The 13,242-nt window shown below is 54.2% G+C and carries 13 protein-coding genes; 10 read left to right on the top strand and 3 right to left on the bottom strand.

Annotated elements, in window-relative coordinates:
* Positions 1 to 123 precede the first annotated feature (123 nt).
* The 5 genes from GOX21_RS16695 (at position 124) to GOX21_RS16675 (ending at position 5,751) form a co-directional block, all read left to right on the top strand.
* Complete coding sequence (locus GOX21_RS16695; RefSeq protein WP_170378694.1) at positions 124 to 804, top strand: hypothetical protein; 681 nt, start codon at positions 124 to 126, stop codon at positions 802 to 804.
* A complete protein-coding gene (locus GOX21_RS16690; protein ID WP_170378692.1) occupies positions 791 to 1,114 on the top strand; it encodes a hypothetical protein in 324 nt (107 codons plus the stop codon). Before GOX21_RS16695 ends, GOX21_RS16690 begins: the two co-directional genes overlap by 14 nt.
* Before the next feature lie 484 nt (positions 1,115 to 1,598).
* The gene (locus tag GOX21_RS16685) at positions 1,599 to 3,293 is read left to right on the top strand and encodes a hypothetical protein (protein WP_170378690.1); all 1,695 of its coding nucleotides are present in this window, start codon (positions 1,599 to 1,601) and stop codon (positions 3,291 to 3,293) included.
* Positions 3,260 to 3,790 (top strand): hypothetical protein, encoded by a 531-nt coding sequence (locus GOX21_RS16680; protein WP_170378688.1) that lies wholly within the window; start codon positions 3,260 to 3,262, stop codon positions 3,788 to 3,790. Before GOX21_RS16685 ends, GOX21_RS16680 begins: the two co-directional genes overlap by 34 nt.
* Before the next feature lie 89 nt (positions 3,791 to 3,879).
* Complete coding sequence (locus GOX21_RS16675; protein ID WP_170378686.1) at positions 3,880 to 5,751, top strand: HsdM family class I SAM-dependent methyltransferase; 1,872 nt, start codon at positions 3,880 to 3,882, stop codon at positions 5,749 to 5,751.
* A gap of 792 nt (positions 5,752 to 6,543) precedes the next feature.
* Here the strand turns inward: GOX21_RS16675 and GOX21_RS16670 are convergent.
* Positions 6,544 to 6,816: a winged helix-turn-helix transcriptional regulator gene (locus GOX21_RS16670; RefSeq protein ID WP_170378859.1), complete on the bottom strand. Its 273-nt coding sequence runs from the start codon at positions 6,814 to 6,816 to the stop codon at positions 6,544 to 6,546.
* A 172-nt stretch (positions 6,817 to 6,988) separates the two neighbouring features.
* On the opposite strand from GOX21_RS16670, the gene GOX21_RS16665 reads away from it, so the two are divergent.
* The 5 genes from GOX21_RS16665 (at position 6,989) to GOX21_RS16645 (ending at position 12,239) form a co-directional block, all read left to right on the top strand.
* Positions 6,989 to 7,279, top strand: coding sequence for a YciI family protein (locus tag GOX21_RS16665; RefSeq protein ID WP_170378684.1), 291 nt, complete (start codon positions 6,989 to 6,991; stop codon positions 7,277 to 7,279).
* Positions 7,280 to 7,754: 475 nt separating this feature from the next.
* The gene (locus tag GOX21_RS16660) at positions 7,755 to 8,609 is read left to right on the top strand and encodes a hypothetical protein (RefSeq protein WP_170378682.1); all 855 of its coding nucleotides are present in this window, start codon (positions 7,755 to 7,757) and stop codon (positions 8,607 to 8,609) included.
* A gap of 176 nt (positions 8,610 to 8,785) precedes the next feature.
* Complete coding sequence (locus tag GOX21_RS16655) at positions 8,786 to 9,559, top strand: HNH endonuclease (RefSeq protein WP_170378680.1); 774 nt, start codon at positions 8,786 to 8,788, stop codon at positions 9,557 to 9,559.
* A 618-nt stretch (positions 9,560 to 10,177) separates the two neighbouring features.
* The gene (locus tag GOX21_RS16650; protein WP_170378678.1) at positions 10,178 to 11,290 is read left to right on the top strand and encodes a hypothetical protein; all 1,113 of its coding nucleotides are present in this window, start codon (positions 10,178 to 10,180) and stop codon (positions 11,288 to 11,290) included.
* A 172-nt stretch (positions 11,291 to 11,462) separates the two neighbouring features.
* Positions 11,463 to 12,239: a hypothetical protein gene (locus GOX21_RS16645; RefSeq protein WP_170378676.1), complete on the top strand. Its 777-nt coding sequence runs from the start codon at positions 11,463 to 11,465 to the stop codon at positions 12,237 to 12,239.
* Between the two features lie 188 nt (positions 12,240 to 12,427).
* Here GOX21_RS16645 and GOX21_RS16640 read toward each other — a convergent pair whose 3' ends face one another.
* Together GOX21_RS16640 and GOX21_RS16635 are read right to left on the bottom strand one after the other, a co-directional pair.
* Positions 12,428 to 12,640 carry a hypothetical protein gene (locus GOX21_RS16640; protein ID WP_170378674.1) on the bottom strand — a complete coding sequence of 71 codons (213 nt, stop codon included), beginning with the start codon at positions 12,638 to 12,640 and terminating at the stop codon, positions 12,428 to 12,430.
* Between the two features lie 213 nt (positions 12,641 to 12,853).
* Entirely contained in the window at positions 12,854 to 13,081 is a 228-nt protein-coding gene (locus GOX21_RS16635) for a hypothetical protein (RefSeq protein ID WP_170378672.1), read from the bottom strand.
* Positions 13,082 to 13,242: the final 161 nt, after the last annotated feature.

Below are 13,242 nucleotides of genomic sequence, written 5' to 3'. Positions count from 1 at the left end.
ACTGATCGGTTGCCCAACTTGGGCTCAGTCAGACAGGGCCTGACTTCCTAACCTCAATACACACCAGGCACATCGTCCCAACGGATGGTGACGGGACAGCTGTGCCAAATTGAAAGAGATATCATGACGACTCAATCACCAGACCTCCCCACAATCCAAAACCCGATGCAAAGAACAGGCGGGGTCAACACACCCCAGCTGAAGACACTGGTTCTGGTTCATCCCGGCAGTATGTTCGGAAGCGGTGACTTCAATGTCGGGCCCATGGCCGCCGGAAGGTGCAGGGACCAAATCCGTGATCAATTACTGGCCCATGAAGGGCAATTAATCATCATCGACGGATTTTTGTCCGATGAGATCAACGAAGACTTTGAAGAGGCCATTCAAATCGGTCTGAACAATGCGCTCGTTGCTGCGCATCGCGCTGGGAAATTGGAACCCGTGTCTGCAATGCGCCTCTGGGGGTGCGACGCCGGCGAAGACCCTTTTGACGAATGGGAGAGTTTTGGCAGCGAATGCCTGCCCCGCGTGTTCTCGTGCCAGGAAGCAGCTGCGGAGTTCCTATGCCAGTATCTCATGGCTGATGAGATCGAGGTCACCGGCGCCTGGGCCACTGAGGATGGTCGTTGGGGATGTGTGAACTCCGTAGCCGAGGTACTGCGGGATGGCTTACCGGATACCACGGTAAGAATTTCCGAGACGGCACTGTTCGACGAATATCGCTCGCGCACCGACACCATCCTTCCGCTCTTCAACCTTGAACAGGACAACAGCAAAGTTGGAATCAGCCATGGCCATTCTTGATATGAACATGATCCGGGCGTACTTCATGCTGGATCTTTCCACCGCACATCTGCCGCTCGAAACCGTGGAACAGATCAACCGAGGTGAATTTTACCGCAAGGTCTATTTGCGCAGCGACTACGGGTTCGTATTTCATATCTCCGAGTATTACGACTTGGGCGAGCGCGAACAGGAACTCGAAAGATGCCCCTGCCCCGCGTTTCGCGCGGCACTCAAGATCGCATGGAGATACAATTTGCGCTTCATCATGTACGATCAGGACGCCGAGCCTCACTATGACGTCGAGGAACTGCCCATATACGAGTGGTGAAAAAAGCCCCGGATCGAAAGATCCGGGGCGTATCAAGGGCCGCGCATTGGTGCTCATGATCCCGAGCGAGTTCGGATGAGCACCCGACATTGGTGATGGGAAACACCAACTGTGCCTTTCCAATATGGTTGGCCCCACGCCCTCTTCAATAGCCTGCTCGGTCGAACAATAGGAACGTTAACCACTTGTTAAACAGTGTTAAAAACTCACAAACGTTCACCTCTTATAAACTTGAAGTGGGGTTTTTACCTCTCTACTTCCAATCCAAAGAGGCCTCCGAATGCGGGGCTCACTCTTCTCTGCTCAGACGCTCGGCCGCGCTTTGGACAGGGAGAAAACAAAAACGAGCGAGCAGTAGAATGCAAAATCAAATACAAGATACGTGCGACCAAAACGCTTCTGTTTTTGCGCCAATTCCGGCTCAACCCCTCACTATTGTCAGGCACCCTGACAACAGGGCTGGTCGGGAAATGGCAAGGCAGGCGTGGCAGCCCTAAGCACAGAAATCCTTTCTCCAGGCACTTTCCATGTCGAACAGTCAGGTGATGCGCAAGCCTTGCCTGCGCCGCATCGGTTTGCGGGCAAACCCGCCCGTCAAAAAGCTATTGAGACCATCGAAGCCTTTGGCACCCCAAAGAACATGTATATCGGTGTCAACAAGGACACCATTTCGCGCGTTTCGGTTCGCCGCGAAGCGCACTGGCGCTGTGAACACCAGAAATACATCAGCCTGAACCTCGATTTTGCGGAACACCGCAAACGGCGTGTCATCGTGATCGATATCGATGATCGGTGGCAAGATGATGCCTGGTTGAAGATCACTGATCTCATACGTGAGGGTGAGATTCCAAAACCCGCCTTTGCCAGCTTCCGCTGGGCCACGAAGAAAAACGAGTCACGGCGGGTCCGGGCGCATTTCGTCTTCCCGCTCCAATTCGCGGTCAACGAAGGGGACGTCCGTCAGAAGTTTTTCATGAACGCGGTGCTCGAGCATTTCTACGACGTGCTGGAAAGCCATGGGATTCCAGTTGATCGGAACCAGGGCGTCACATTCAAGAACCCCGCCTCCCGTGAATGGGATGTGTTTCACTTTGCCGACAACCGTCACAGCTTGCGCGATTGGGCGGAACTGTTCGGCATATCCGATCTGGAGAAAAGTGAGCAAAAGGCGATCAACATCGCGCGGCGCAACAGGAAGCGCGCCCGCCGTGCGGCCAGAAAGGCCAGCATAACCGGTGAGCGAAACCTGGACGTCTTTGAGATGGCCCGACACAAATGCTACGCCGCCAAATTTCGCTGCGCGAGTCACGAGCAGTTCCACGGCATCGTCTCCGACATCGTGCGGGAAACGCATGCCGCACTGGGATATGCCGTTGGACTGTCTGCCAAAGAGCTGGCTCAGATCGCGAAGTCGATTTCCAGGTGGACCTGGGAGAAATACGAGGGCAGCGGATACTGTGAGCGTGACCGAGGCGCTTGTGCGGGCCTCCTGGTCGACGGGATGGATCTCGAAGATCGGCAACGTGTCGGTGCCGCTTACAGCCATGACAAGCGCGCCCAGAAGGTGATCCGGAAAATCAAGGACTCCTATGACACGCTGCTGGCCGAGGGAAAGAAAATCTCCGTGCGCGTCCTGGCAGCCGCAGCCGGAGTGTCGGCAACAACGGCCCAGAAGTATCGAAAGATCGTCGAGGAGGGCGTCAAGCTTGCGTCCAAAGCTGGTGCCGTCTCCCGGGAAATCAAAGAAAGGATAGCCGCAATAGTCTGCCCCACAGACGATACGGCATCCCCAATAGAACTGTGCCACGATGGTGTATCAGAGTATCCCCCCGTGGATCTGCCTCAGGGCCCTACAAAGAGGCTGACACTGAGGAAGCGCAGAACATCCTACCCTCAGCATCGCAACATCGTCGGGGATTGGCCGCGGTACAGGCCAAACCATTATCCCTCGGGACAAGTCCAGCCCCGGATCGACCGGGCCCGGCGACCCCGCAGGGTCAATCCAGAAGATCAGCCGGGCCTGGCACCGGCACATATCCTCGCTGCGGCTGGGCTCGTCACAGACGGGGAAACTCCACCAGCCGATTCAGCAATACTTATCCCGTCCCGGCAAAACTACACCCGTCCATCAAAAGGAAATCACGCATGGAACAAACTCACAAAAACACATACATCCTGATCGGCGCTGGCCGGCTATGGATCCCGGACATCCGCTCTTTCGGCACCGCCGGTATTCGAGAACTCATCCTTGAAGAAATCGAAGCGCACAATGGCGATCTGTTTGTTGTGGACGACCTCTTCTCAGAAGGCATTGACGAGTGGTTTGATGATGCCCTTTTAGCCAGACTGAACAGGCTAAGCGAGCTCGGACACAATGTTGGCAGATATTGGGGCTGCGAATCCGATCCTTACCCCTACGACGATTGGCTGGGTTTTGGAGCGGATGATGAGAAGGTCGTCTTTCCCACCATCGAAAGCGCCGTCCGGTATCTTGGCCAAATTGTCGTGCCCGGCCACATTCAGATTGCAGGCGCATGGCTGGGCGATTCCAGGGCGACGGGCCAGGTCAATGAAGTGCATGAGGCGTTGCGAGATGAATTCGGGCACACGGACTTCAAGATAGGCTACAGCGCATTTGCGGATCCGCTTCGAAGCTTCTTACCAGCTGCGGAATAACGGTGTCTCTCGGGTTTACCCCTCGCGTTAAACCCGAGATTTACCCCGCGGCTGTAGGCTGAAACGCATTCACAAATGAGTTTCCCACCATGCAGCATTTCAAGCATTTCCCATTAGAATCCCAACGTGTCCTTGTTCCGCCAGAGGAGCTGACCAGCAACGACAACAACGCCCAAAGCGCGGAGTTTTCGGAGCTCCGCACCCGGTTTATTGCGGCAACACGTCAGCTTCGGACAGGGCAAGGCCAAGACATTGCCCGGGAGGTTGTGTTTCAGGTGATCGAGAAATGGTGGAGCCGGCAAGCGCAGAACTGCCTGAGCGGCGCCGGGCTCCGAGACCCCGGGTTTCCATTTTCGACACATGCACTCCTGGAAGACCCGGCCCTCCAGGAGTGCATCACCCGATATGCGGGCCTCGCGGCAGCAGTTTCGGCCCCCATGACCGCCTACCAGATCGGCTTGCTCTACACGGCTCTTCTGCCAGGGGACATCAGATCGCGGCAAGGCTTGTTTTTCACGCCACCAGCGCTGGCCAAAAAGTTGGTTGAGATGTCCGGCAAGGCGGGCACCGACTGGTCGGAGGCCCGCGTGCTGGAACCGTCTTGTGGCAGCGGCGTTGTGCTGGTCACGGCCCTGGCGGAAACCCTGCGCTCGATGGAAGATCTCTCTCCCCAGGTCCTCTCCGGGCATCTGGCAGCCAGACTCCAGGCCTGCGACCATGACCCGTTCTGTGCCTGGATATCCCAGGTCATGGTCGAGGCATGTCTGTTGCCGCGTTTCCGTCATTGCCCGGATGACCTGCCGGAACTGGTCCGGTGCGGGAACACGCTGGAGATGCGTGAAGCCACAAAGTTTGATCTGATCATCGGCAATCCCCCCTTTGGAAAAACCCGGCTCAGCCAGGCACAAAAGAAAACCTACGGGCGCTCCGTTTATGGCCATCCAAACAGGTATGGGCTGTTCCTGGATCACGCCGTGGCAAACACCTCGGATACCGGCGTCATCTGTTTCATAACGCCGACCAGCTACGTGTCGGGACAGTCCTTCAGGAACCTCAGAACCCTCCTGCGCAGCGAGGCACAGCCTCACAGTATCTGCTTTCTCGATCAACGCAGTGGCGTATTTGACGGGGCCAACCAGGCCCTGGCGCTGTCCGTCTTCACCAGAACACGTAGCGAGGATCGCCCACGTGTCGAGCGAGTTCACGTGACACCGAACGAAAGTCTTGATGTGACCGACCTCGGGGGTTTTCAGCTGCCCGAGGATATCGCCGCCCCCTGGCTCCTGCCGCGCCAGGACGAACATGTTTCCCTGGTTTCGGCCGCTTCGAAACTGCCCTGCCGGATGAGGGATTGGGGATACGAAATCAGGACCGGGCCGATGATCTGGAACCGCTACAAAAGGCGGCTGTCCGGCAGGCCCGGTGCGGCAGCATACCCCCTTATCTGGTCGGAGGCCGTACGCCCGGACGGCCGGTTTGAGTGGACGGCGGAGCGAAAGCAGGACCTCCGATGGTTCAGGCTGGAGACTGGAGAAGACCACCTGCGCCAATCGGATCCATGCATCCTGGTTCAGCGCACAACGTCACCGGAGCAAGCCAAGCGTCTGAATGCCGCCCTGTTGTCGCCAGCCTTTCTGCAAGGACATGGATCGGTCGTCATCGAAAACCATCTGAACGTGATTTACCCCGGTAGCGGCACACCGGATGTTCCCCTCGAGGTGCTCAACAGATTTCTGAACAGTGACGTCATGGATCAGCTGTTGCGCTGCCTGTCCGGGAGCTGTGCGGTGTCGGCGGCCGAACTCCACGCGCTCCCCCTGCCCTGCCCCTCGGCCTTGGACCGGTTGCATGGGATGCACGGTCGCGGTGCCCCGAAGATCGATATCGAGGCGGAATGCTGGCGGGTCGTTGCCGGGGAGCTTGCAACTTTAAACCAGTTTCCGTCAAAAATCGAAGCCTGATCACACTTCGCTTGCCTGGATATCCTTACTGGCTGAATTAAGTACCCCTGTTTTACACAAAAGCAGTGATCTGTGTAAAACAGGGGTACTTAAATATTTGTTTTTATTGCAATTTTCCCTTGCCCTCGGATTTCGGGCATGCAATACAGTACGTGTTCGCGCAGGTGGTCCAAAACTAGTTGTCTTTCAATTGCTGGATTGCAGTCTTGAGAGTTAGCTACCTGCGTGAGTATGTCCGATCTTCGGGTCGGTGGATAATAACGACGACTGACCAGCTATCCTTTCGAGGTGGTTACTACAGAAAGACAGAGAAGCCAGCCGGCAACAGTTGGATGAACTTCAAAATCTGATCTGAAAGCCATGTCTTTGGACGTGGTTATGGGGTGGGCCTTACGGCTCACCCAATATTTCTAGTTTTCTGCCACCTGAGTTGACCCTTATTTCGACTGGATCCCTCGGCCTGACCATACAGGCTTGAGGATGGCCTGAAGCGCTTACCTAAGACTGAAATTGAATTCATCACTGATGGTGGCCGCCGTTGTCTTTGTCCCGCGTCCGAGAAGCTGTGGATCGTGGAAGGAAACCACCGGGCATCGAATGCTTGTCGGTGCCCCTGCCCTACAGTGGGGTCGCTTAAGGCTGGGGGCGAAATAGTACGCTAGCGCTAGAACGGCCATTCGGACAACGTGCAGAGAAGGTCTGCAACGAGCCCGAAGTAGCCGATGCTGCGCCTAGGCCAAATGTCTGGTTCACGTTTTCATTTTGGAGCCATCGGTTCGCCCTGTGTGGGCATCAGGGAACTTTTCGTCCAAGCCACCAAGCATGCATCGCTTCAAACATGGGTCTGAGAGCCAGGCCATCCTCAGTGGCACTGTACTCAACGCGTGGTGGAATTTCTGCGAAGACTTTGCGTGTGATCAAACCATCTGTCTCAAGCGCGCGCAGTTGGCTTGTAAGCATGGTCTGGGAGATACTATCGATATCGCGACGTAGCTCCCCGAACCTCTTGGTTCCTTGAAATATCAGGACCTTCAGGATCGATAGTTTCCATTTCCCACCGATCATCGTGAAGATAATCGGTGCGGGGCATTGCGCGTCATCAACTTCGTCAGGACTAGCCAACTAAATTCTCCATTTTTCCACCTTACTACGGAAAAACTGCCTACTTTTCAAATTGGTACAAAGGTGCACATTCATAGCAAATCAACTTTCTATTAGAATCAAGGGCCACTCGACCATGCATGTCATTTTACTCAAGTTCGGAGAAAACAAGGCTTCTGCGCCAGAACATATGGAAGACCACAAAGCTTGGATCGCAAAAGGTATTTCTGATGGTATTTTTCAATGCGTCGGTTCTTTGGACGTCGGCGGCGGTTTTATCCTCGCACACGGTGAGGGCGACGAAGAAATCCGCGCGCGCGTCGCTGCCGACCCGTTTGTAGAGCACAATGTGGTGTCGGCAGAAGTTCTGCAAGTCGATTCGAACCATGTAGTTCCTGAATTGGCGTATCTTGATTCGGCAAAATGATAGGCTGATGCACTGCAAGTCTTGAAAGCCGTCATTGGCGCGGCCGTAGCGAAAGCTCACTTTGTCCGCATGTCGCAAGTTCACGTTGGTTGAGGCGAACAGCAAATGTACGAAAACGGTCCCTGCATTGAGAACGTCATTGTACCAGCCAAATGAAACGCGGTTTGAGGCGATAACACTCATCTTGTCGCTGTATCGGCCAGCGATCCCCTTACGGACACGGCTTGGCGAGCTAAACGTACTATTTTCGCCCCCAGCCGTAAGCGAGCCCTACAGTCAGGCATCGCTTCGGGCTGTGCGACCTCATTTGAAAGCTGCCCCAACGCACCACCGCAAAGAGCCAGGCTTGCAACCAAGTTGAGCCCAAAAGTCTGGCTTACTCCAGGCCGGCTCATCACTCGGCCTACTCTATTCCTTAAACCCGGAAGAAACCTTGGGTCCCTACTCTGTTTCTGAATTTCAGAAGCAGAATTTTATGACAATTAAGAACGACCGGTACAGACAAGGCGGGCTGGACCGATACTACACCAAACCACATGTAGCCGAAGGCCTTGTCCGCATCTTGGCGGCGCATCTCAAGGACCAAAACCAGGATACCCTCTTCGAGCTGGTCATCGAGCCTTCCGCGGGCGCAGGTGCGTTCGTCGACCCCCTGCACTCCTTTGGACATCCAGTCACAGCATTGGACATTGCGCCGGTTGGTCCAGATATCAGATCAGTTGACTTTTTTGATTACACGAACGCTACGCCTGCGCTTTATGCTGGCAATCCGCCGTTTGGAAATGCGGCCCATCTGGCCACACATTTCTTCAACCATGCCGCCAGTAATGGGGCGGAAGTTATCGCGTTTATTGTCCCAAGGACGTTTCGGAAAGCAAGTATCCAGGATCGCTTGCACCGGCTTTTTCACCTGTCACTGGACGTGGAGGTGACAGAAAATGCGTTTCTGGTCGATGGACAGGAACGTAATGTGCCTTGTGTTTTCCAAATATGGCAACGAATGGCAACGCCACGGCCAACCGCCACCCTAAAGTCCTCTCGCTGGATTGAGTTCACAAATTCTAATCAGGGTGACTACGCCATTCGGCGTATTGGTCGCGACGCGGGGCAACTGTTGGATGGGCTCGACCACAACCCATCAACCACTCTCTTCTTCAAAGCGCACCACGAGAAGGTGGCTGTTATTCTGCGAAACAACCCAGACCTAAAACGATTTGGTGACAATACCGCGGGCATCAGGTCGGTCTGCAAAAGCGACATCTTTACCGTCGTGGAAGCCGAGATGCCGCGTGTGCCGGACGATGGCGCGCGCCCGGGAGCTGCTCCCTGAAGACTCCGCCTCTTCATGCCACACTGTGTGCCGGGCGAATTGTCTTTGATTTGGTGTTCAGGAACACAGTCTTCAGGCGTTTGAAACCCGGCCTCAATATAGTAGGCGATGTACTGACTGCGATGTGTTTCAGATGATCGTCGCACTTGAGACGAATGCCGTGGGGAGGAATTTCATTGAGCAGAAACCGGAAACGCTCCTTCAGCTACCAGGAGCGTTATGCTGTTTGGTCTTGCAATGATCAGAGATGCTGGATTTGTGGTCAGCCGCTGCGCCTGATTGACACCCATGTCGATCACGTATTGCCAGAATCCCTGCTCTGGAATGAAGAGGAGCGCATCCGTGTTTATGAGCTTTATAGCCTGTCAGAGGATTTCAATATCAACGGCTTCGAGAACTGGTTGCCGGCGTGCGCGCTGTGTAACTCAAAAAAGGGGAAGAGCGTGCCCGAATTTGTTCCCGGCCACGTAAATCGCCTTCGAAAGCTGATCCGCGATGCCGGTAAAACCCAACAGGTCGCTGCGGACGTCAAATCAAATGTCACGAAAGACAAAATTCTCTCGGTCGTGTTTTCGGCGCTGGAACAGCAGAAGATCACTATGAGTGATCTGGAGGAGTTCCTGATATCCATCATCAAAGAGCCCGAAAAAGCCGGTGTGCCGAAAGATGTGATCATCTTGGACAGCGGTGTCTGGAAAAAGAAGGGTGATATCGTTCGGGAAGGGTATTGCACCTGCGACCGCAATACCTGTGTCGGTAAGCAGGAAAAGGTCTATTGCTACTTCGATGCGCAACTCTCCGAATGGGTGGTGACCACCGGCCTGTTTTGGAGATGTTATGATGAGGTGGTCGCCTGCCCCCGATGTGGAGACGAGCATATTCGCGGGCATATAGGTCGCCGCGATTATTGCGACAATCCCTATGTCGATCAGGTCAATCAAACTGACTGAATTCAGATCACGTAGGCAGGTTCCAGATACATTCTTGTGACCAAATGATGGGCTTTGGTGTCTGATATCAGCACCTGTGGGCCTAATTGAGAGCTTTGCATAACAGAAGGTTGCTGGCTCATCTGACGGGAACGAACATTCACGGTTTTGAAGCAGCCTTTCGCGCGGATTGCGGCATCCCCCGTGGATCTGCCCCAGCGCCCTACAAAGAGACTAACGCTTAGGAAGCGCCGAACATCCTACCCAAAGGATCGAGACGTGGTCGAGGATTGGTCATGGTACCGGCCAGATCGACACCTCCCAAGACAAACCCGGCCCAGGATCAACAGGGATCGGCGGCCTCCTATGGTCAATCAGGAAAAACCGCCGGATCCACCAATGGCAAACAATTGGACAGCCTGCTCAAAGTCCTGCCGGGAGTCAGAAAGGTACCATATATCGATTCGCGATTGACTCCAGTACCATATATGGTACCGTGACTGCGGGGCGTCGTTTCTGCCCTGACCCCTTGTCGGGCATGTCGAAGGCTAGGCTGAAACGTAAAAAGATAAACTTTGTAACCGCATCTGCTTCTTTGAGGTTAGGTGCCCGACCCTGGACCTCTGAGGAGACATAAAAATGTCAGTTTTGTTCACGCCCACTGCCAAACGCGTTCATGATCTGAAACGCACCGCAAAACAAATGAGCAAGGAACATTCGCTTCCGATCAAGTCATGCCTTGATCAGGTCGCTTTCGAGGAGCTCAAACAGGTCGACAAGATTCTGTTGACCGACCACGTCACGCGCAAGGAGGGGGCGGGAAAGGACGCACCGGTGGCATATGTCCAACCCAATGGCTGCTGGGAAATGCTCATGAGTGAGTGTTGGACACTGGATACGGAAGCACGGGAGCTACGCTCAAACCCGCAGCAAATAGACCGAGGTCAGGCTACCTACTTGCCGCCGGTGGTCATCACCTGGGCCTTGAGCCAACCCGACTCCGAAACAGTTCCTTTTTTGGATGCCGAACATGACGGGGATCTAAACCAGTATACGTTGAGTATCTTGCCAACCATCGAGCGGCGTGGACCAGGGAATTACCCCGTCACCATCCATGTTGGAGACCATGACGATTGCTATGTTGTGTTGACCGAAGCTGAGGCAGAACAGCTTCAATCTGATTGTGACATCGAACGTGCAGCGTGCCTGGTTGGATTGGCCCGCGACATGAGACAACGCAGTAAGGACATTTCAGAAACACTTGTGGTTGACGAACGCGCCGCTCTCGAACTGCAATGTGCAGATCTCGACAGATGCAAAACTGTAACCTGCCTCTTCATGCAAGGGCCACTGGATGGCGTCCCAGGGTTTTTGGCAGCATATTTGACCGAACCCACACTTCGCCATGACGAGACCAGTGTGGATGTCCTTAGCCTCAATGACAGGGGTCTCTTTTCGATTGCCAAACTGTCGCTAGTAGCCTGGAACGGTATCGTCTCAGGCATATCCCCCTCGCCTGCCCTTCGCGAAGACAAAAACGGAATTCCTGTTCAGATCCCGATCCGCGGAGAGGATTTCTGCCGTCTGCGGGAAGCGGTTTTTCATTCCAGATATTCAGGGCCGCGATACATCTACGAAGAAGCCCCCTGGATCGTTGACCGCGTGCCCTCGCCGGTGATGAAGGAAGTCGCTGCAATCACTGAAGGGGAGCGCCAGGGCTGGGTCCTGCCAGGCATGGCTGAACTCGTCTGATCTACGGAGTCTCAACGGTTCTGCTGGATGTTCTAACCAGCTGATGCACTCCAGAGGTCGAGGCGATCATCAACCGATACTGTGATCGCTCTGTCCAATTCTGCAAGTGCTGCGGATCGGGCGGCGACCGGCCGACAAAAGGGATCTTCGCTACAAAGGGTTTGTACCGCACATGTCTCAAGCAGTAGTCGACTGGGATAACCCAGGTCCTAGCATCGAGAGGACCTTAGGAATCAATCGCCGAGGTTGGATCGATCAGCTGACATTTGCGTTAGAGGATATCCGACGTGATTATGAGCAGGGTTTGTATATACCCTCCTCAGACGAGCCCAATCGTCTGCCGGAAATTGTCCAGGTGAAGCAGAAATGGGGTGCGTTGGTCGTGTACACGACCGGCCATCCCAAGGCCATCTGGAAAGATATCCAGTTAGCAACTGATCGGATTAGCCAGACGTGTGAGTATTGCGGCAATGCTGCCGAGACCCAGCGCATTCTGGGTTACGCAACGACGTTATGTTGCTGGTGTTACAACGCTGTGATTGAGCGAAGATTTGAGGACTCCGCGGCGAAATGGCCAGATGACCTGGAAATGGACATCGCGGATCGATACCCGGACCTTGTAGGCCCGGAAATAGCGGAGCTCCGGCCAGCTATTGGCCAGGGCTGGCTCGTTATGATTTCACGGCATCTAAACGACATGGAGAGCGCTATTGAGGAAGCTGGCCTGGATCCAGGATCGGTTCAGATCTCAGATGTGAAGACTGACAGGGAAGGGAAAATCTCGATCAGTTTTCATCGTTTTCATGAATGTCTTGAGCCCGTCGAGCAACGGTTGATTTATGAGAGCACGCAAACATGCGCGAGATGCGGCCATCGAGGTGATATCGTCCGCGGGCGAGATAAATCTGACACGCTATGTGCATGTTGCACGACGAGAGCTAAAACATGACCGAATAAGACTACCACGAGCCGCTGGCTCTGGGCTTGTATTCGACCAGGTTTGACGGCTGGTCAGCAGAGGAACTGGAGGCGCTAAGAGGAAACTGCATTGAGACAGCCACCGAAGCTGAGCTGTTTGCAGAGGTAGATCGACGCCGAAGAACCGGTCTGTTGCGGCCTTATTTTACGTGAGAACTCTTACAGGCACTTAGCTGAGCGTTCGGATTCAGTTTCGATCAGCTCTGCAAAAGTGTACAGAGCTCGCACGTGATCAGGGTTGTCCGGCAGCATCGGAAACTCCACTCGGAGGGCGCTATACTTATTTTTAACCGATGCGTGAGCACCAACCGCTGCTGCCATAGTTTTTATCGCCTCTGCCATTTCATCCCAGGTCGGCGTATTCTCACTCATTCTAGGCTCCAAACGGTTACTCGCGCGATATTACTCATATAATACCAGAGCTGGCCGTGGTTGACAGAAGTTGAATGACACGGACGATCCGAAAACTCAGTGGAAAGCTTTTGAAGAACGCGTTCTTAGTGCGGTCGATGAGGATGCAGAACTAAACAGGGCTGCGGTCAGGCAATGGGTTGAGGATTCTGTACTCCAGGTAAGATGAAGATGTCATGAGCCGTCTTCTTCGGACGATCCCTTTCGACCCTTTTTCTGATGCTGGTAGTCATCAATGAGCATTGCTCGGACCTTAGTGTCATCTTTGAATACTCTTTCAATTTCTTCGTCTGTAGCCGGAGTTGGTTCCTTGGGCAGATTTCGCCACGTCAACCAGCAAGCTACTAATCCACCGACACCAATGACGACTGTGAAGATTATGACGAAATGATCAGGATCCATGCGCGCATCTTATCACAACTAAACTGAGTGTATAAAACTAGTGCGTACGCGATGGGTGCCATAGCCTTCCTCAGCGGCGTAGTTGCAATGGGCCTTTTCCTTGAGCGAGGCGAGTAGCGCCCTGCCCTATTCTTGATAAATGTGAAAGAATTAGGACTCAC

The sequence above is a fragment of the Ruegeria atlantica genome (genome assembly GCF_013032005.1).
In the GTDB taxonomy this organism is placed as follows: Bacteria; Pseudomonadota; Alphaproteobacteria; order Rhodobacterales; family Rhodobacteraceae; genus Ruegeria; species Ruegeria atlantica_A.
Note: the sequence above shows the minus strand (reverse complement) of the source record. Positions and strands in the feature narration are given on the sequence as shown.